This window comes from Bradyrhizobium sp. USDA 3397 (assembly GCF_054060965.1).
The window spans coordinates 1689429-1706951 of sequence record NZ_JBSSDS010000001.1; the positions used below are offsets into that span (position 1 = coordinate 1689429).

15 protein-coding genes and 1 tRNA gene are annotated in these 17523 nt (G+C 57.9%); 6 read left to right on the top strand and 10 right to left on the bottom strand.

What is annotated here, in order from left to right; genetic code table 11:
* Nucleotides 1-152: 152 nt before the first annotated feature.
* Genes rfbA through rfbC form a run of 4 tightly spaced genes read right to left on the bottom strand, consistent with a single transcriptional unit; the run spans nt 153 to nt 3573 of the window.
* Nucleotides 153-1040 (bottom strand): glucose-1-phosphate thymidylyltransferase RfbA, encoded by an 888-nt coding sequence (gene rfbA, locus ACVWYQ_RS07860; protein ID WP_157280437.1) that lies wholly within the window; start codon nt 1038-1040, stop codon nt 153-155.
* The gene (gene rfbD, locus ACVWYQ_RS07865; RefSeq protein WP_271544328.1) at nt 949-1935 is read right to left on the bottom strand and encodes a dTDP-4-dehydrorhamnose reductase; all 987 of its coding nucleotides are present in this window, start codon (nt 1933-1935) and stop codon (nt 949-951) included. The genes rfbA and rfbD overlap by 92 nt, the downstream gene beginning before the upstream one ends.
* Nucleotides 1936-1942: 7 nt before the next feature.
* The gene (gene rfbB / locus ACVWYQ_RS07870; RefSeq protein WP_404540493.1) at nt 1943-3001 is read right to left on the bottom strand and encodes a dTDP-glucose 4,6-dehydratase; all 1059 of its coding nucleotides are present in this window, start codon (nt 2999-3001) and stop codon (nt 1943-1945) included.
* A 14-nt stretch (nt 3002-3015) separates the two neighbouring features.
* Entirely contained in the window at nt 3016-3573 is a 558-nt protein-coding gene (gene rfbC, locus ACVWYQ_RS07875; protein ID WP_404540490.1) for a dTDP-4-dehydrorhamnose 3,5-epimerase, read from the bottom strand.
* Nucleotides 3574-3914: 341 nt separating this feature from the next.
* Here rfbC and ACVWYQ_RS07880 point away from each other — a divergent pair, with 341 nt between their 5' ends.
* The 3 genes from ACVWYQ_RS07880 (at nt 3915) to ACVWYQ_RS07890 (ending at nt 9959) form a co-directional block, all read left to right on the top strand.
* Complete coding sequence (locus ACVWYQ_RS07880; protein ID WP_271545081.1) at nt 3915-6251, top strand: AAA family ATPase; 2337 nt, start codon at nt 3915-3917, stop codon at nt 6249-6251.
* Between the two features lie 78 nt (nt 6252-6329).
* Nucleotides 6330-8342 (top strand): hypothetical protein, encoded by a 2013-nt coding sequence (locus ACVWYQ_RS07885; protein ID WP_404540487.1) that lies wholly within the window; start codon nt 6330-6332, stop codon nt 8340-8342.
* A 147-nt stretch (nt 8343-8489) separates the two neighbouring features.
* Nucleotides 8490-9959 (top strand): exopolysaccharide biosynthesis polyprenyl glycosylphosphotransferase, encoded by a 1470-nt coding sequence (locus ACVWYQ_RS07890; protein ID WP_271544336.1) that lies wholly within the window; start codon nt 8490-8492, stop codon nt 9957-9959.
* A 41-nt stretch (nt 9960-10000) separates the two neighbouring features.
* Here the strand turns inward: ACVWYQ_RS07890 and ACVWYQ_RS07895 are convergent, their stop codons facing one another.
* Entirely contained in the window at nt 10001-10369 is a 369-nt protein-coding gene (locus tag ACVWYQ_RS07895; protein ID WP_404540485.1) for an H-NS histone family protein, read from the bottom strand.
* A gap of 706 nt (nt 10370-11075) precedes the next feature.
* Between ACVWYQ_RS07895 and ACVWYQ_RS07900 the strand changes: the two genes are divergently transcribed.
* Complete coding sequence (locus tag ACVWYQ_RS07900; protein WP_081493007.1) at nt 11076-11462, top strand: H-NS histone family protein; 387 nt, start codon at nt 11076-11078, stop codon at nt 11460-11462.
* 146 nt (nt 11463-11608) lie between these two features.
* Here the strand turns inward: ACVWYQ_RS07900 and ACVWYQ_RS07905 are convergent, their stop codons facing one another.
* The 3 genes from ACVWYQ_RS07905 to ACVWYQ_RS07915 form a co-directional block, all read right to left on the bottom strand.
* A complete protein-coding gene (locus ACVWYQ_RS07905) occupies nt 11609-12637 on the bottom strand; it encodes a nucleotidyltransferase family protein (protein WP_157280442.1) in 1029 nt (342 codons plus the stop codon).
* Between the two features lie 37 nt (nt 12638-12674).
* Nucleotides 12675-13715: a serine/threonine protein kinase gene (locus tag ACVWYQ_RS07910; RefSeq protein ID WP_271544342.1), complete on the bottom strand. Its 1041-nt coding sequence runs from the start codon at nt 13713-13715 to the stop codon at nt 12675-12677.
* A gap of 283 nt (nt 13716-13998) precedes the next feature.
* Nucleotides 13999-14244 carry a hypothetical protein gene (locus ACVWYQ_RS07915; protein WP_271544344.1) on the bottom strand — a complete coding sequence of 82 codons (246 nt, stop codon included), beginning with the start codon at nt 14242-14244 and terminating at the stop codon, nt 13999-14001.
* Between the two features lie 695 nt (nt 14245-14939).
* On the opposite strand from ACVWYQ_RS07915, the gene ACVWYQ_RS07920 reads away from it, so the two are divergent.
* The gene (locus ACVWYQ_RS07920; RefSeq protein ID WP_074448160.1) at nt 14940-15155 is read left to right on the top strand and encodes a hypothetical protein; all 216 of its coding nucleotides are present in this window, start codon (nt 14940-14942) and stop codon (nt 15153-15155) included.
* A gap of 997 nt (nt 15156-16152) precedes the next feature.
* On the opposite strand, the gene ACVWYQ_RS07925 is transcribed toward ACVWYQ_RS07920, so the two are convergent.
* Both ACVWYQ_RS07925 and ACVWYQ_RS07930 read right to left on the bottom strand, forming a co-directional pair.
* Nucleotides 16153-16237, bottom strand: a tRNA-Leu gene (locus ACVWYQ_RS07925).
* 195 nt (nt 16238-16432) lie between these two features.
* Nucleotides 16433-16675, bottom strand: coding sequence for a FliM/FliN family flagellar motor switch protein (locus tag ACVWYQ_RS07930; protein ID WP_018647371.1), 243 nt, complete (start codon nt 16673-16675; stop codon nt 16433-16435).
* Nucleotides 16676-16764: 89 nt separating this feature from the next.
* On the opposite strand from ACVWYQ_RS07930, the gene lipB reads away from it, so the two are divergent.
* Entirely contained in the window at nt 16765-17502 is a 738-nt protein-coding gene (gene lipB, locus ACVWYQ_RS07935) for a lipoyl(octanoyl) transferase LipB (protein ID WP_456725566.1), read from the top strand.
* Nucleotides 17503-17523 lie beyond the last annotated feature (21 nt).

Consider the following 17523-nt stretch of genomic DNA (forward strand, 5'->3'; position numbering starts at 1 on the left):
CCGAGTTCCCCGGCCGAAGGCGGTCGCCTTTTGAATCAGCATGAGCATACCGATTAAATGATTAATCGCCTCTTAATATTTTAATTGCATTTTAAACCACGGTCAATTCAATACATATAATTTAAGCCGGCATCGATATCGGCCGAGTGGTGCTAACGCGAGGCAAACTGCGGCAGTCGCGTGATTTCGCTCAGATATTTGCCGTAGCCGCTCTTCTCCAACGGTTGAGCCAACGCTAGAAGTTGATCGCGATCAATGAAGCCAAGTCTGAACGCGACCTCTTCGAGGCACGCAATCTTCATTCCCTGCCGCTTTTCCAGGGTCTGGACGAACGTCCCTGCGTCGATGAGAGATTCGACCGTGCCGGTATCCAACCACGCAAATCCCCGCCCCATGCGTTCAACGTGGAGCGTATTGGCCGAAAGGTAACGCATCTGAAGATCGGTAATCTCGAGCTCGCCGCGCGCCGATGGCTCGACACGGCGAGCGTAGCGGACGACGCGGTTGTCGAAAAAATACAGCCCTGTGATTGCCCAGTTCGAAGCCGGCCGTTTGGGTTTCTCTTCGATCGACACGGGGCGGTCCGCTTCATCAAACGCGACCACGCCGTACCGTTCTGGGTCTCGCACGTGATAGGCAAAGACGGTTGCGCCTTCCGCGCGACCTGCCGCCCTGGCAAGCAACTCGCTCAGGCCATCGCCGAAGAAAATATTATCCCCAAGCACCATCGCCACGCGATCGCTTCCGATGAAATCGGCCCCGACAATGAACGCGTCTGCCAGACCAGCGGGTCGGGTTTGTTCGGCATAGCTAAGCTTGATCCCCCATTGGCTGCCGTCGCCTAGCAATCCCTCGAACTGAGACCGATCCGAAGGCGTGGTAATGATCAGAATTTCGCGGATCCCTGCCAGCATCAGCGTCGACAGGGGATAGTAGATCATGGGCTTGTCATAGATCGGGAGCAACTGCTTGCTGACCACTCGTGTGATCGGATAGAGGCGCGTTCCGCTGCCGCCAGCCAGCACGATTCCCTTCAGCATCGGTTTCTCCTCCGACCAGCTGGTCCAGACAAGCTTGGAGTGAATGGCGCCAAGGCGCCAGGCGAATCCCGAACACGCGTTCGGCCTTGGATGAGTCCAGGCGCGAGTTCCGAGGCCGACGCGCAGCGGTCGGAAACTCCTCAGTCGTTATCGCCTCGAGCGCCCGAATCCGCGCTCCACGACGGGAACACTCGTGGAAGATTGCCTGCGCAAAATCGTGCCAGCTTGCCTCACCTTGGCCACCGAGATGAAAGATCCCGGCGGTGGCCCTGCGATCTTCCGTTACTGACTGTTGTGCGATCCGGAGGACGGCTTCCGCGAGGTCGAACGCGTAAGTCGGGTTACCATGTTGGTCGCTGACAACCCTCACGACCTGCTGCGTCTCGCATAGCCGCAGCATCGTTCGGACGAAGTTGCTGCCATAGGGACTGTAAAGCCAGGAGCATCTGATCACGGTCGCGAGCGGGTGCGCTGCCAATACAGCAGCCTCCCCAGCAAGCTTGGATGCGCCGTAGACGTTCAACGGCGCCGGAATGTCGCTTTCGTCGTACGCCTCGGGTTTCGCACCGTCGAATACATAGTCGGTCGAGAGATGGATGAGCGGAATGTTCATTTGCCACGCGACATCCGCCAGCGCGGCCGCGCCATCGCGATTGATGCTGAAGGCCCTCGCCACTTCAGATTCGGCCTGATCTACCGCCGTATAGGCGGCCGTGTTGATGATCGCAGACGGCCCGATCGACGCAATGAGCTTGTCGATACCTTCCCGGTTCTCTAGATCGAGTTCTGGGCGCCCGAGAGCGATCGCAGGCAAACCGCGCCTTGTGGCAAGATCACGAAGGCACATTGCCAGCTGACCATTCCGTCCGGCAAAGAGGATTGGTCGATCTGTCATCTCGACCTCAGCTTTGGGCGGCCAGGAGACCCAGACGCGAGCCGTCATAGACTCCGCTGCGAGCACGCTCCCACCAGGCACGGTTCTTGAGATACCATCCGACGGTTTCGAACAGGCCGTGTTCGAAGGTTCTGATCGGTTTCCAGCCGAGCTCGCGATGTGCTTTCGATGCGTCTATTGCATAGCGGGCATCATGCCCGGGTCGATCCGGCACGAACGTAATGAGAGAACGTCTGCACCCTGCGCCCGGAGATAAGCGATCCACAACGTCACAGATCCGGGTGACGACCTCCAGGTTGGATCGCTGGGCATCTCCGCCGAAGTTGTACTTCTCGCCGGGCCTTCCTTCGTGCAAAAGTCGTATCAAGCCCGCGGCATGATCATCGACGTGAAGCCAGTCGCGGATATTCCTTCCGTCGCCATAGACCGGCAGAGGCTTCCGGTCGATCGCATTGAGAATCGTCAGCGGGATGAGCTTTTCCGGAAACTGATACGGCCCGTAATTGTTCGAGCAGTTCGACACGATCACCGGCAGGCCGTAGGTCCGAAACCATGCGAGTGCGAGGTGGTCCGCGGCGGCCTTGCTCGCCGAATAGGGCGAGCTCGGCCTGTAGGGCGTATCCTCGCGAAATAGATCATCTGGTCCCAACGAGCCGTAGACTTCGTCTGTCGACACATGGATGAATCGGAAGTGCTTCCGCCTCGAAGCCGGTAGGCGTTCGTAGTAGGCTCTGGCCGTCTCCAAGAGCGTGTAGGTGCCAACCACATTGGTATTGACGAAGGCGTCGGGTCCGTTGATGGAGCGGTCGACGTGGCTTTCGGCGGCCAGATGTATGATCGCGTCAGGCTCATAGTCGGCGAACGCAAGATCCATGGCCGCGCGATGGCAGATGTCGGATTGCAGGAACGCATAAGTCTCCAGCTTCTCGATGCTCGCGAGCGAAGCCAGATTGGCTGCATACGTCAACTTGTCTATGTTGATCACTGCGGCACCAGTCTGTAGCACCAAACGGCGACAGACCGCAGAACCGATAAAGCCCGCTCCGCCGGTCACCAAGATACGCATTCTACTCGTCTCCACTAGTCGAAAACGCAACCGAGCTGGCTGAGCGTAGGAAGAGTCTGATCCTTTGGCGACACGTGGGCTTCTGAGGGCGTCACGGGCCACTCGATCGCTAATGTTGAATCAGCCCAGTAAACGCCGCCGTCATGACTTGGGGCATAGACCTGGTCGACTTTGTATAAGACGACGGTTTTGGGCTGCAGCGTACAGAAGCCGTGCGCGAACCCCTTCGGAATGAATACCTGCTCGCCGCGTTCACTATCCAGCTGTATCGAGATGTGCTTGCCGAAGCTGGGCGATGAACGCCGAAGGTCAACTGCAATATCGAGAATCGCCCCGCTCAACACCCGGATCAACTTCGCCTGGGCGAAGGGCGGCCGCTGGAAGTGCAGGCCGCGCACCGTGCCGATCCGATCCGAGCTGGACTGATTGTCTTGAACAAAGTCATGGAGAATTCCCTTCTCTGCAAACGCTGATCGCTGGAAGGTCTCAGAGAAGTAACCGCGGGCGTCGGAAAACCGATCTGTGCGAATGACTTTGACATCAGGGATCGCCAAGGATCGCAGCTCCAACATTGGGTACCCTTCTGCCCGCTCTCAATTCGTTGAGGCGGACCATAATCCCCGTCGAGATTAATCTTTCACGCTCACAATCAACCACGAAACCGTCGCACGATTTCGGCGAAAGCCGTTGATCAGCCTGCAAGTCACGGAAATCTCAGGGCATTAGCAAACGCCCCTTTGAGCAAAACCGCCACACCTGCATTTTTCATCTCCGCTTAGATTAATATATTGTCTATTTAATTTGGCAAGCAGGTTTTTATAAGGTATATAATTTCATACCATCTCGCAGATCGCTTTAAATGCCGCCTGCGGGCGGGCGGGCGCAATGTGACCAATCGTCGGACAGGTACGTGATGCTTCAGAACAATCTTCAACATGCGGATAGAATGCGGCTGCCGGTGAACGGACCGGCTCAACCCGCCCAGGCAGACGGCGGAGGGATCACCGACATCATCAATTTCGGCATCGGGCTTCTACGGCGCCAGTATCTCGTAATCCTTGTTACCGCCGTACTCGCCACTGCGGCCAGCTTGCTCTATCTCCGTTTGGTCTCCCCAACCTATACGGCGCAGGTTCAGATCCTGTTGGCCAATCCCAGGCCTCAATTTGTCCAGCAGCAATCACTCCTTGCCGAACCGGCCTTCGATCTCAGTCAAATCGAGACCCAGCTTCAGCTCCTGAGGTCAAAGGCCAATGCGGTTGCGGTAATCGACAAGTTGAAACTGGCCGACGATCCGGACTTTAGCGCGTCCGGCCTCACTTTGCAGGCGATCTGGCAACGAATTTGGCCATGGCCGTCGATCAGATCGAAGAAGGATGCGCCACACGAGACGAATGGCGAACCGTCGGACACTCTCGTAGACGCATTTCTCAGTCGGCTTTCCGCTGGACGTGTCGGGTACAGCCGGGTCATTGAGATCAGCTACAGTTCGAGCAACGCAGCTCGAGCCGCGGAGATCGTGAATGCGATAGCCGACACTTATGTTGCAGACCAGCTCAATGCAAAATTCGACGCCAATCGCAAGGCAACCAGTTGGCTGCAGGAGAGGCTGCGTGATCTCGGCGACCAAGCCCTCGCCGCGCAACGTGCCGTCGACGTCTACAAGGCTCAGAACAACATTGTTTCTCTGGGTGGAAAGCCCATCGACGAGCAGCAGATCACGGAGATCAACAATCGACTGGCCGCCGCACGTGCTCAGACATCTGAAGCCACCGCCAAGTTGGCTCGTTATGAAACTCTCCTTGCCGTCGACCCGAAAAGGCCGTCCTCGATAGACAATCTGGATGCTATCGGGACGGATGCGCTGAACAGCCAGATTATTACGGGGCTGCGCCAGCAATATCTGGAGCTCACCAGGCGTGAGGCCGAGTTGGCCGCGAGAGTCGGTCGTGACCACTTGGCAGTCGTCAATATCCGGAACCGCGCACGAGAGTTCCGCGTCTCCATTTTTGACGAGGTCAAGAGACTTGCCGAGGTCAGCCGAAGCGAATTCGAACTGGCTAAACAGCGCCAGGAAGAGATCGAAAAGCAATTGACCAAAGCCGTTTCGCAATCCCGTTCGGTCAATTCTGCTGAGCTGACCATCAAGGACTTGGAAAGCAGGGCAAAGGGCCTGCATAGCTTGTACGAGACCTTCCTTCAGCGTTACATGGGCTCTACACAGCAGGAGACGTTTCCCACCTCGGATACGCGGGTACTTTTTCCGGCTTCGCCGCCGGCGAGCAAGAGCAAGCCGAAAGCAAGGTTGATCCTGGCGTTTGGTATTCTCGGCGGCCTCGCGCTGGGCATCGGCTTGGCGCTCCTCAGAGACCTCATGGACCGCGTCTTTCGGACCTCTTCACAGGTGGAAACCGTACTGGAGTTGCCTTGTCTATCTTTGGTCCCGTTGCTGCCGGCCCGCAAATCTCCCAAACCACCAATCCGCCTTCAGAAGACCGATGATGATGTTCAGCGACGAATAGCCTCGTCTCCAACCGCAATTCATCAGACCGTGGTCGGGATGCCACTATCTCGATATACGGAGGCCATTCGTTCCATCAAGCTAGCCATCGACCACAACCCGGCGAAAATTTCCTCCCAGGTCATCGGCATTACCTCTGCGTTACCGAATGAGGGGAAGACCACGATTGCAGCCTCGCTCGCACAGTTGATCGGGCACACCGGCAAAAGAGTTATCATCGTCGATTGCGACCTCAGGAATCCCTCACTGACCGGCATCTTCGCGCCCAAGGCGGCCTGTGGGATCATCGAAGTTGCAAACGGTAGCCGGTCGCTCGCCGACGCTGTCTGGAGGGACCCGGCGACCAATCTTGCATTTCTGCCCGCCGTGCGCCGGGGACCTTTGCTTCACACCAGCGAAATTCTTTGTGCGGACTCGATAAGCAAGCTCTTCGACCGTTTACGGGCCGAGTATGACTACATCATCGTCGACCTTCCGCCATTGACACCGTTGGTGGATGTTCGAGCCACGTCATCCCTGATTGACTGCTACATTCTCGTTGTTGAATGGGGCCGGACCAAGATTGATGTAGTGCAACACGCACTGCACACGGCACCGAACATTCACGAATCTCTGATTGGGGCAGTTCTCAGCAAGACCGATACCAAGGCGATGGCTCGATATGACGGGCATCGGAGCTACTACTACCATGATAGCCATTACATCCGTTATGGCCTTTCTGGCTCTTGAGGCTGGCTCATAGCGGCCTGCCCCTTTAGCTGGCCTGAGGGACCAGCGGAGTGGCCGCACAACACCACGGGTGTTCACATGATGGTCCGGCTTGTCATATTGGCCGAGTTGGTGGCGATTGCCGCGGCGTTCGCAATGCCGGAGAGCCTGCAGGCCTGGGTATTGATATCGGTGGTACTCGCAACCGCGGCGCTAATGGTCGCGATCTTTCCACCGCCCTCCTCCCTCGGGCTCGCTAAACTACTCCGTCCTAGTCTCGTCGTTGTACTCGCGGCTCCGGCGCTCTGGATGGCTTTGCAGGCGGTGCCGATGCCGATTGGCAAACTCGGCAATCCCATTTGGGCAACTGCATCGGCGACCTTAAACGAGCCCCTCGCCGAAAAAATCACAGTCGACACCACGGCGACCATGGTCTCGCTCGTGCAGTATTGCGCCGTGCTTGCTGCAGCTCTCGCTGCAGCAGTCATCGCGCTTGACCGGTATCGCGCAGCGCAACTGCTACATATTCTGCTGTCGATAGCCACAATCGTTACCGCCTTGTGGTTCGGCAGGGAAATAGCCGGTGTGGCTGGGCCCGATGGCTCGACCGTCGCGGTGCTCGGTGTGTTGCTCTCCTGCGCAACGGCAATTCGTGCGGTCGATCAAATACTCCGACGCAGTCGACCAGGGACAATTGCGCTAGGCCCGCTCCCTGCGCTGTCAGTCGCGACCATCGCATTGATTGTCTGTATGGCGGCGCTGCTCATTCGGGGCAACGCGACTGCAGTCGTCTCGGCCATCCTCGGCTTAGAAATCTTGCTCTCGGTGTTCGCGGTTCGCAGGTGGTTCCCGGGATTGTGGGGTACTGCTGGCGTCCTTGCGACTGCCACGATTGTCTTCATTGCCACGGCTACGGTCATTCCCTTCAGAACGAACACCGACCTGACGATCGTCTTGTCAACGAGCAGTCAGGCCGCAACAGAACGGATGCTGCAGGACGTCGCGCCGGCAGGATCCGGTGCGGGTGCTTCGACGGTACTTTTGCCGATTTACCAGGACGCCGGCGTTGGCGACTCGCCAGAGAGACCAACCGCCGCCGCCACAATCGTTATAGACATGGGATGGGCTTTTCTTTGCGCCGTCGTGGTTGCTGCCTTGCTCTGCGCTACTGTGCTGATCCGACGTGCTCTGTTACGTGCTTACGATTACGTCTTCCCAGCGCTGGGCGCCGGCGCTTTGATTGCAGTGACGATACTCGCGTTCTCCGATCATGGAATTCTGGGATTGGGAGCATCGCTTTTGGTCGCTGCGCTTATTGGTCTGGCGTTCGGTCAAAGCCTCTCCGACGCAGCACGTGATGCCATATCGTCTGGGTCGAAAGCGACGTCTGACCAAATTGCAGATCAAGCACCTGCGCCTCGCCGAACGTTGACCCCAACGCTAGTCGCCATTTGGCCCCGCGTTAGCCTGATGGTACTTGGTATTGTGCTGATCGTGGAAGCAGCGTGGATGGCTCTTCCTGAGCGGTATCTCGGCGCAAGATCGTCTTTGCCGTCAGTTCTGTCGACTGCAGCAGCAGGGCCGAGCGCGATGTCAAAGACGAGTTCCCTTGCGGCAGCGCGTGAAGATCTATGGATCCGAGGGGGATCAAGATTCAACCGGGATTCGGCTCTGGCTGCCGACGAACAAAGGACAGCTCCCCCCATGACTTCGGACGAGTTTGCCCGCGCATTGCGCTCTTCGCCACTCCGCGGTGACATTTGGCTCTTGCTCGCGGCGACGTCGAAGCACAGTTCGCCTCAGCCCAACACGGCAGCGATGCTTAGAATGTCATACTATACTGCGCCGAATGATTTGGACCTGCTTCCGTTGCGCGTATCGGTCGCACTCGCCGCAGATGTCATGGTGCGGGAGCCCGACCTGCGTGAATTGATCAAACGGGACGTCAGCCTCGTCGTTAGACATCGGCCTGCCCTCAAGCCAGCCCTTGTGACCGCGTACCGGTTAGCCTCGGCTGATGGGAAGATCTATTTCGAAGGCCTGATTTCGGAACTCGATCCGGCGTTCCTCGACCAGGTGCACGCGCAGAGTTCGCGAAGGGGTTCTCGCTAACTTCAAGAGCGCGCCTTCAGCCCAAGCCGCGATCGCAGATCGGCGACAAAGGGGCGCACGCCATTAAATGCGCGGAACCGGGGTTTTTGCTTGATAAGAGCGATTAATTAATAAATAATTAAATATTAAATAGCAGAGCCCCGGCACATGAACTTCGTGAACCGACATTTCCCCAATCGGGAGGTTACGGATCGTCTCAGTCCCGAACCGACGGTATCCCGCGAGCCCAAATGGCCCCTCCGTTATGACGCGGTCGAGCACGTGGTGCTCGGTGCTGATGTTGCGACTATTCTGTTTGCCAGCCTCGTCTCTACATTGCTTTACCAAGCTCAGTATGGGCAAGCCGCGGCCAACTTCGCCAACGCGCTTGGCCTGGCGCTGGTTAGCGCAGCTTGTCTCGTTTGCCTGCTGAAGACCTACGGCCTTTATCAGCCGGTTGAGCTCCTCGTCCTCCGGAACCAGATGCGCGCGGTCTGTTTGGCTTGGATGTCCTCAGTACTTTTCATCTTGGCGGTGTACGGCTTCGCAATTCGCCCGGACACCTCTCAGCACCCAGTCCTGCTCTTCGCCGTCTTGGGCCTGAGCTTACTTTTGGGCGAACGGTGGGGAGTCAAGGTGCTTCTCGGAAGGGCCCTGAGCGGCAGGAGGTTCGCCACTACAAACATTGTTCTGATCAGCGATCAACCATTGGCGAAGAACGTGGGATTGTCCGAGACCTTGTCGATGCACGGGTATCTCATCAAGGGACGGTTCAGCTTGCCTCCGTTAGGCTTCGGTCCTGCCTGCCGAAGGCGGCTCACGACGCGCGTCATCGACTACATCCGCACCTGCAATCTCGATCAGGTGGTGGTGGAAGCTGAACCGGAGCGATGGCCCGAACTGCGAGCCTTTGTTGCCGATCTGCGCGTTTTGCCCTTCCCGATTATATTCGTGCCCGTTGGCACGACATCCGAATTGCTTCGACACCCCAAGCGGAGTCTTGGAAGCGCCGTTTGTGTAGAACTCCAGCGTGGCCCCCTCACACCGCTGGAGTGCGCGATCAAGCGGACGATTGACGTAATCGGTGCGGGCCTCGCATTGGTGATGCTCGCCCCGCTGCTTGCGCTCACCGCGGTGGCGATCAAGTTAGATTCCCCCGGGCCTGTATTCTTTCGGCAGCAACGCTGTGGCTTTAACGGCCGAATCTTCTTGATCCGTAAATTCCGGACCATGCGTGTGCTCGAGGACGGACCCGTAATCCTTCAGGCCAACCGCGCCGATCGACGCGTTACCCGCGTCGGCAAATGGCTGCGCCGAATGAGCTTCGATGAATTGCCGCAACTGTTAAACGTTCTCGATGGCAGCATGTCGCTCGTGGGCCCACGTCCTCACGCCGTGGCTCACGACAGTGAATTTGACAAGCTTGTGCGAAACTACGCGCTTCGGCATCGGGTCAGGCCAGGATTGACTGGCTGGGCTCAAGTCCATGGCTGCCGGGGCGCCACTCCCACAGCAGTCATGGTCGAAACACGTGTCCAATATGATCTCTGGTACATCGACAACTGGAGTCTTGGGCTGGATCTCGCAATCCTCCTGCGAACTCCGGTAGAGGTCTTGCGAGGGCGCAATGCCTACTAGAGCACAGATCATGCGAGTAGCGCCTGCCAATCGCCGACTAGTCACGCCCGCTGGCGAAGCTTCGGACTTGCTGCGCCAATGCGAAACTCTTCAATTCTCCGGCCAGACTTCATTGCGGCAACCAACCAGCGCGGCCGCTTACCACGTCCCGACCAGGTCTCGGCCGTCTGCGGATTCCGATACTTCGGCAGCACCCGAGGATATTTGCGTCTCGGCTTGCCGGTCGAAGACGCGCCTGCCGGGCTCGAATCCGCCAAAACAGCCATCCCGCCCCCAAGTGCCGCTAAGCGCTTTTCCAGCTCGTTCTTTTCCGCCTTGATCCGGTCAGACAGGATCCCGCTGATTTCCTCATGAAGCGACCAGAGATCGTCAAGGGACATCGCCTCTAACTCAAGTTTCTTAGCCGACATGGTCTCACCGTGTAGTTGCGCCCAATCAAATATCGCCTCTGTCCATATATTAATCAAGACAGAGAATCCCGATTATCCCAAGAGAATGTGGGGAACCGAACTGGAACTGTCGCTCCAGATAACTGGGTCCACGTTAATAATCAAGCCGGGAAAATGAGCGATCCGCACAATTTAACTACGGACAGGACATGAGCACATCTATTTGCTTAATCGCCGTGCGGGAACTGCTCAAGCCCCATCAGAGATGGCATATGAGCCGATCCCGTCAGGGACCTGCCACGCCGCAGCATTAGATGCTGACGCGCCGGACTGCTTTTTGTTAAGCCTCGGCTTGCCTACCGCCTTGCGGCCTCCCCCGAGACGCAAACGGCAGCTAATAATCCCAATCTCCTTCAGCGCGCGCCGTCTGAGCTCGATTTGGAAGCTCAGGGCCCGGATATTGGACAACACGGTCGGCGGAGCCGCAAACCGGCCGACTGAATCCTGAAGACGTTCAAGAGGATACTCTATCAAACCATGCCTCCTCTACGCATCTTCGCAAGATTCTTTGCCACCGAGATCAATTAATAAAATAATCGTCGCAATAATTATTAAATAATATATAATAGATTTATTGCATGGTCAATTTGAGCACTGATTTGGTCAAACATTCATTCGTCACTGACGAAGAATGGCTGGATGACGACGGGTCAGTCGAGAGATGCTAATGCGAAGGCAAGATCTCGAAGCCATGGATTTTGAGGAACTTTGGCTCCTTCACGAGGAGCTGACAAAGATTCTCGCCGAAAAGATCACCGCCGAAAAGCGAGAGCTAGAAAAGCGTCTTGCGCAGCTCAACCAGCCGGATCAACTCGGTGGAGCTGAAAGCGGGGCGACTGAGGCGGGAACAGGCCAGCCGCCCCGTCGCAAATACCCGAAGGTCGTGCCGAAGTACTTCAATCCGCTTCAGCCAACAGAGACTTGGTCCGGACGTGGTAAGCAGCCCCGCTGGCTCGTTGCCGCCCTGCAATCGGGCCACACGCTCGAGGAGTTCAAGATCCCCGAGAACGGTGAATCGTCCGAACGGAATGCTGGTGGTCGAGAGCATTCCTAGAAGCGCGAAAGTCGGACACACCGCATTGAGCTGGGAATTTCCACCGTGCGTCCCGAGCGGCGAATTCCGCCTCGAACAGGCGGCGGATCGAAAACCCGCTTGGCCAACCGACGCCTCAATCGCGAAAGCGCTGAAGTTCGCTGGCCTTAGACCTTGCCCGCACGAGCTGCGGTCGTCGCATTCAAAAGAAGTCGTAAGGTGCTAGCTCTTGGCACAGTCCACAATCCCCGTCGGTTCGCCCCTGTTTTTGTCGAGACGATAGTTGCCTCTCTGCGGTAGTTTCTGAAGTCCAGAAGGCTCATCGCCAGGAGAGGCACGCGCGTAGCCGGAAAGCGTGCTTGCATCAACTGACGCATGAACTGCAGGCGAGGAATCAGTCGGGAGCGCAACGCGTGTGGAATATCGACGCCAAGCAGCTCGGCAACGGCGATCAGCTGGGTTTCAACCGCGTTCTTCATCAAGTCGCCGGAGACACGAGAGGTAAGCTTCTCCCAATCGACAGGCTCGGCTGAATGGCTTAGGTCGCGCAGTTCAACAAGGTGCCGCAGGTCGAGGTCGCCAAGCCAATAACCATAGTCTTGAAACTGGTCATGGATGATCAACATCAGCGCTTGGAAGGTTGGCGTAGGGATATATACGCGTGCCCGTCCGAGCGGCGCAGGAATACAATGGTTCAGCGCATGCCCGAAGTTCTGGTAGAGGTACGCAGGACCTGGAGCTGCCTGCTGCAGGTCGATGGACCCGACATCCTGGGGGCGATTCAGATCGGCATACCATCTATGGCTTTCGGGAGGGGTCTGGTTATGGATATCGTAACCAATTCCAGATAGCGCGGCGACAGCCGTTCTGGCCTCGTCCGGCATGACCATGATATCCAGATCGGACATTATCCGAACACCTCTTCGCGCCTCGGGCGCGGTCGCCAGTGTCGAAGCTCCCTTGAGTAGGACCGGCGTAATGCCATGACCGTTCAGCGCAACGACGGCCTCTTCGAGTTGAGCGACGAGGCGGTCATTGCGCAGCCCGTTTCGGCGGTGGATATGGCGAATATAGGCGCAGACGTCCTCCGGCAGCACCGACGCGAATTTGTCGACAAAGTCGATGAGCGCCGGCGTCGTCAGGGTCTGATTTGCGAGCCCGATGACGGAGGTCCACTCTACGTCGACGGGCGGCATGCCGCGCAAGCAGTTGCAGAGGCTCCTGACCGCGCTGCTATGCCTTGCCATTGCACAGATCCACAAGCAGGCGCCGAGCCTCTCCGGCCTCGCAGTAGGTGAGTTGAAGCGATTGCGCGCCGGCGACAATCCGCCTTAAAGCAAGAAAGCCAGTCTGCGACAGTCTACCATCGCCGGCGAATGCGTGCTCGATGAGCCGCTTCATCGAATCCACACGATCTATTTCGGTTAGCTCGGTCGGACCGTTCGCGACCCGGTTCAAGAAGATGATCCAGCCTGCGGAGAAGCTTTCGTTCTGCGCATCAGGAATGGGTACGTACCGCACCCGAACGCCGTCGGAGCGGCAATGCGTCGCATCGTAGCGGTCGCCATGTAGTCGCGAGAGCAAGTCCCACGATCCTTCCTTGAGGGTGAGCGCAAACGGGACTCCGCAGATCGTTCCGTCACCGCCAACCAGCGCGACGTCATCGCCAGCGTACCGAAATCCGGCGTCCACCAGCTGCAGTGTGAGGGTAGACTTTCCTGCTCCCGGATGGCCGCATAACAACAGGCCCATGCCGTCGTTCACGAGAGAAGCGGCATGAAGGGAGAACACCCAACGAATGTTTCGAATAAGCCGCTCGGTGACGTGAGCTTTGATCGTAGGGGCTAGTGCATCGACTTCGCATCTGGAAATGCTGGAATCCTCTGCGCGCAAGAACACTTGCTCATCCAGTATCATTGCCTCGATCGCGATGTCGCCGTCGCCGCCGGCACTCTGGTCCGACACACTGAATGGCGACAGCAGCCGCCTCAAGAGGTCCGGATTTGCAGCCCGGATGTCTATTCTGTGGCGACCGAGATGAGCTGAGAAGGCGCAATCGGTCGGCATTCGCCAATCGACTTCGAGCAACGCTCGATCGATCCAGACATCTACGACCTGTCGCGTGAACTGGCGTGCCGTGTGCTCGTCAATGCCTTGCGCGGCAAGCCCCCGATAAATGTCTCCAAGCGAGGCGCCTTCCCCTAACTTACACCAGATGAATGCCCCTACTCGGTCGAGTTCAAAAATCTTCTGCCCCGCTTCGCTGAAGATCATTGGTCGACCATCCAACAGCGCGAATACTGCATCCGGAGCCGGTCTCAACACTATCTCTGCCGACGATCTTTCCAGCACGGCTTCCACCAATGTGAACCATTCTGCCTCGCCTGTACCGGCGAGGCGGCGACAGCCTCCGGGATGCGATGTTGTCGCGGCACCGGACAAGCGGACCGCCGCCACCTGCGAGACTCAATCTAGCCCGGCCTGCGGCGCCTGCGATTTCGTTCACACGAACATACACGACCCGGTCCGGCTCGTTTGGACATGTCAATCCGGCTGGTCATGCCGCGAGCTGACCGTCCTTGCCCCCGTCTTGAGGAGAAATGTTCAACCCCTGCTCTCCCATGAGGTTCGGCCTGGCGATCAACCGATGAGCATCCAATAGGTACCGATAAGCTTCGCGATCGGCACTCCGTTCTCTTAGAATGCGCTCCTTCTCGCCAATGCTGACCAATTCTGCGCGCATCTGAGCCAGCTGCAGCGTCTCCGAGGTGAGGTTGCACTGGTTAAGAATTAATTCCCACATTGTCTCCTCCAGCCGAAGAAACCTGGACGAGTGTACCTTACGTGATCGGCAGCAATTAACCAACGGATTTACAGATTTTGCTTATAATCAAAATTTGTTTCATATTTGAACCTCGGGCGAGCATTCAATACCGTGACAAAGCGCAACCACGTGCCGAACCGACTTGAATGATGGCCTGCAGAAGCCTACGAGAAAAGGGACTGACGTTTTTCGGTAATGCATCGCGCCGCGCAAAAAAGATAAATCAGCCGAGAGTCGTAAATCAGACCGACAAGGCGAGTTTTAATTTGCACAAATAATAAAAAAGAGAATAGTTAACGGACTGCACCGAGGGGAGTGACACCAGTGATGCGGTTGGCTGATCTGTCCGTCGAGAGGAAATTGATGGTTTCGTCGCAGGGGGAACGTTCGACACGAAGTCGCGGGTATTTCGACATGACGGTTATTAGGCGCCTCCCAGAAGCGTTCGGTTGAGGTCGGACATTATTCAGAGTTGCGGCGAAAGCCCGCAGCTATCCCAAGAATTCGCCAAGCAGGAATCCGGTCGGTTGGAGAAGCGTCGTCACGAGCAAGCTGCCCTTTTGCTCGAACAACGACCCCAGGTGCGATGCCCCCCAAGTCACCCGCACCGACGAGAGCGCACTCCAGCCGGCCGGCCCTTTTACCCGACAAATACGTGTTTCAGGGAGGCTCGTATGGGCATGATCATGGTCAAGTGTCCGCAATCCGGCCGCGCGATTCCGACCGGCATCAAATCCGATCGTGAGACTTTCCTGCGAAGCATCGTGTTTTTCGGCAATACTCTTTGTCCGGACTGTCGGGCCAATCACAACTGGTTTGCCCGCGAGGCCTGGGTCGAGGAGCCGATCGTCAGAACAGTAGAGGTAGCTCGTACAGCGCCAACGTGCTGATGCAAATGACGCGCGCGCTTCGGAGTGTGTGTCGATATTCCCCTTCCGATAGCGCGTTGCTGTTGCAACGCATTGCAACCATTTAGAATATTTTCGCGCATTGTCGTAAAACGAACCGACGCCCTCGGTGGCCATCGCTTAGACGTTGTTGGCACGTCGCCACAAATCCGAGCTTCCGTCACGAATTCGGCAAAGGCCTGTTTGGGGGTGTTGTAGTGAGTAGTGGGATTTCCAGCCTGGCTGTTCTGCGTGACACAAGAATCGAGCTCGTCAGCCTGCTGGCTCAATTGAGGCGGCTCCGCGAGAGAGTAAGAAGGGCGGAAGCACGGCGCTCGGGACAAAGACGATCAGCGTCGGCATCGCGCGCCCGAGGCCGCCGAGCATGAGACATCGCACGCAAGACATCCGCAGTTCAGGGCATTTGTGACGACTATGCTCCCTGGAGTTGAAGGCCAGCATGGAATTGCAAGCGCTCTTCTGGACCCCGTTAGTGTAGGACCACTTCATCGATACCCAACGGCCGAGGAGAACATTGGTGGCCCCCGGTCGATAACAAGCGACGGTATCGCCTCTTTCGTTGCCATTCTGTTCTAATTGGTATGTCTGACCGACCCGCGAGCTGGCGCATGCCCAACCCGCAACTGACAACCCCTCGCCAGGCACCTTCCGGAACCTGAACGTGTGCAACCTCTACTCGATAACGAAGAACGTGGACGCGATCCGCCGCTTGTTTGGCGAGCTCAACAGCAGCGTCGGCAACTTGCCGAGCATGCCAGGCATTTTCCCGGATTACCCCGCCCCCGATTGTCCGCAACGTGCCCGAGGGCGTGAGGTCATTGCGGCCAGCTCTCCGCTGAAACTCATCATTACTTAGGATGGGGGTGAAATCTTGAAGGCAACGAGCAAGCCACACAGTGAGCTTGCGTTCACTTTCGACAGCTCTGGCACACTCGTATTCACCGCCGCGGTGGGCAACCCGCCATCGATTTGCAAGTTATGGTGCGCTCGGAGGGACTCGAACCCCCACGGTGTTACCCACTGCCACCTCAAGGCAGCGCGTCTACCAGTTCCGCCACGAGCGCTAGGAGATGCCGGCCTGAGGTCGTTCGGGCGGCCGGATCAGCGGCGCCGATCTAACAAATCCACCAGGGGGATACAAGCCTGCAAAAGCCCTGAATTCCACAAGCTTGGCAGGAAAAACGCCGCCCTCCCCCAGGAGATCGGCCTTATAGGATACCCTGGCCGCTACCGCTTGCCCGGTCCGTGTGACCCGGGGCCTACCGCGTCCCCGGCGAGCGCGGCAGCATCTGCTTGACCTCGACCGCGATTCTGTTGCGGTCGACCAGCACAACGCCGGAGGCGACCGGCAGATTATTGGCGAGCACCTTGACCTCGTCGGCCTCAGTTGCGTCCAGCTCGATGATGGCGCCGCGGGAAAGACGTAATACCTGATGGATCGGCATGGTGGTCGTCCCGAGGACGACCATGAGATCCACGGTGACTTTGTCGAGAGTGGGCACTGTCAGGACCGCCGTAACTTGAGACTTGGGACTTGGGACTTGGGACTCTTCATTTGCTCCAGAGATCATCACCACGTTATGGTTAGCCAATGGTTAATTTCCCTGAAAGCCACCGCCAACACCTCGATTTGACGTCGTTTTCCGCCGCAGGCGGCGAGGTCGTCGAATGGCGGATTTCGGACGCACCGGTGCCCTATCCGGAGGCCGTGGCCGCCATGGAGGCGCGGGTCGCGGCGATTGCCGCGGGCGAGGCGCCGGAGCTAGTCTGGCTGCTCGAGCATCCCCCCCTCTACACCTCCGGCACCTCGGGCAAGGAAGGCGACCTGCTCGAGGCCCGATTCCCGACCTTCGCGACCGGGCGCGGCGGGCAGCTCACCTATCACGGGCCCGGCCAGCGCGTGGCCTACATCATGCTCGACCTCAAGCGCCGCCGGCCGGACGTGCGGGCCTATGTCGCGAGCCTGGAAGAGCTAATCCTGAAGACGCTCGCCGCCTTCAACGTCCGCGGCGAGCGGCGCGAGGACCGGGTCGGCGTCTGGGTCAGGCGGCCCGACAAGGGACCTGAGCACGAAGACAAGATCGCGGCGATCGGCGTCCGCCTGAAGCGCTGGGTCTCGTTTCACGGCATCGCCATCAATGTCGAGCCGGAGCTGTCGCATTTCGCCGGCATCGTGCCCTGTGGTGTCGTCGATCCCCGTTACGGCGTCACCTCGCTGGTCGATCTCGGCCAGCTCGTGACCATGGCCGATCTCGATATCGCGCTCAGGCAGGCGTTCGAAGAGCTGTTCGGACCGACCCGCGCGCTGCTGCCGGAAGCGGCAGTCTAATACTTTTTTGTTTGAGCCGAC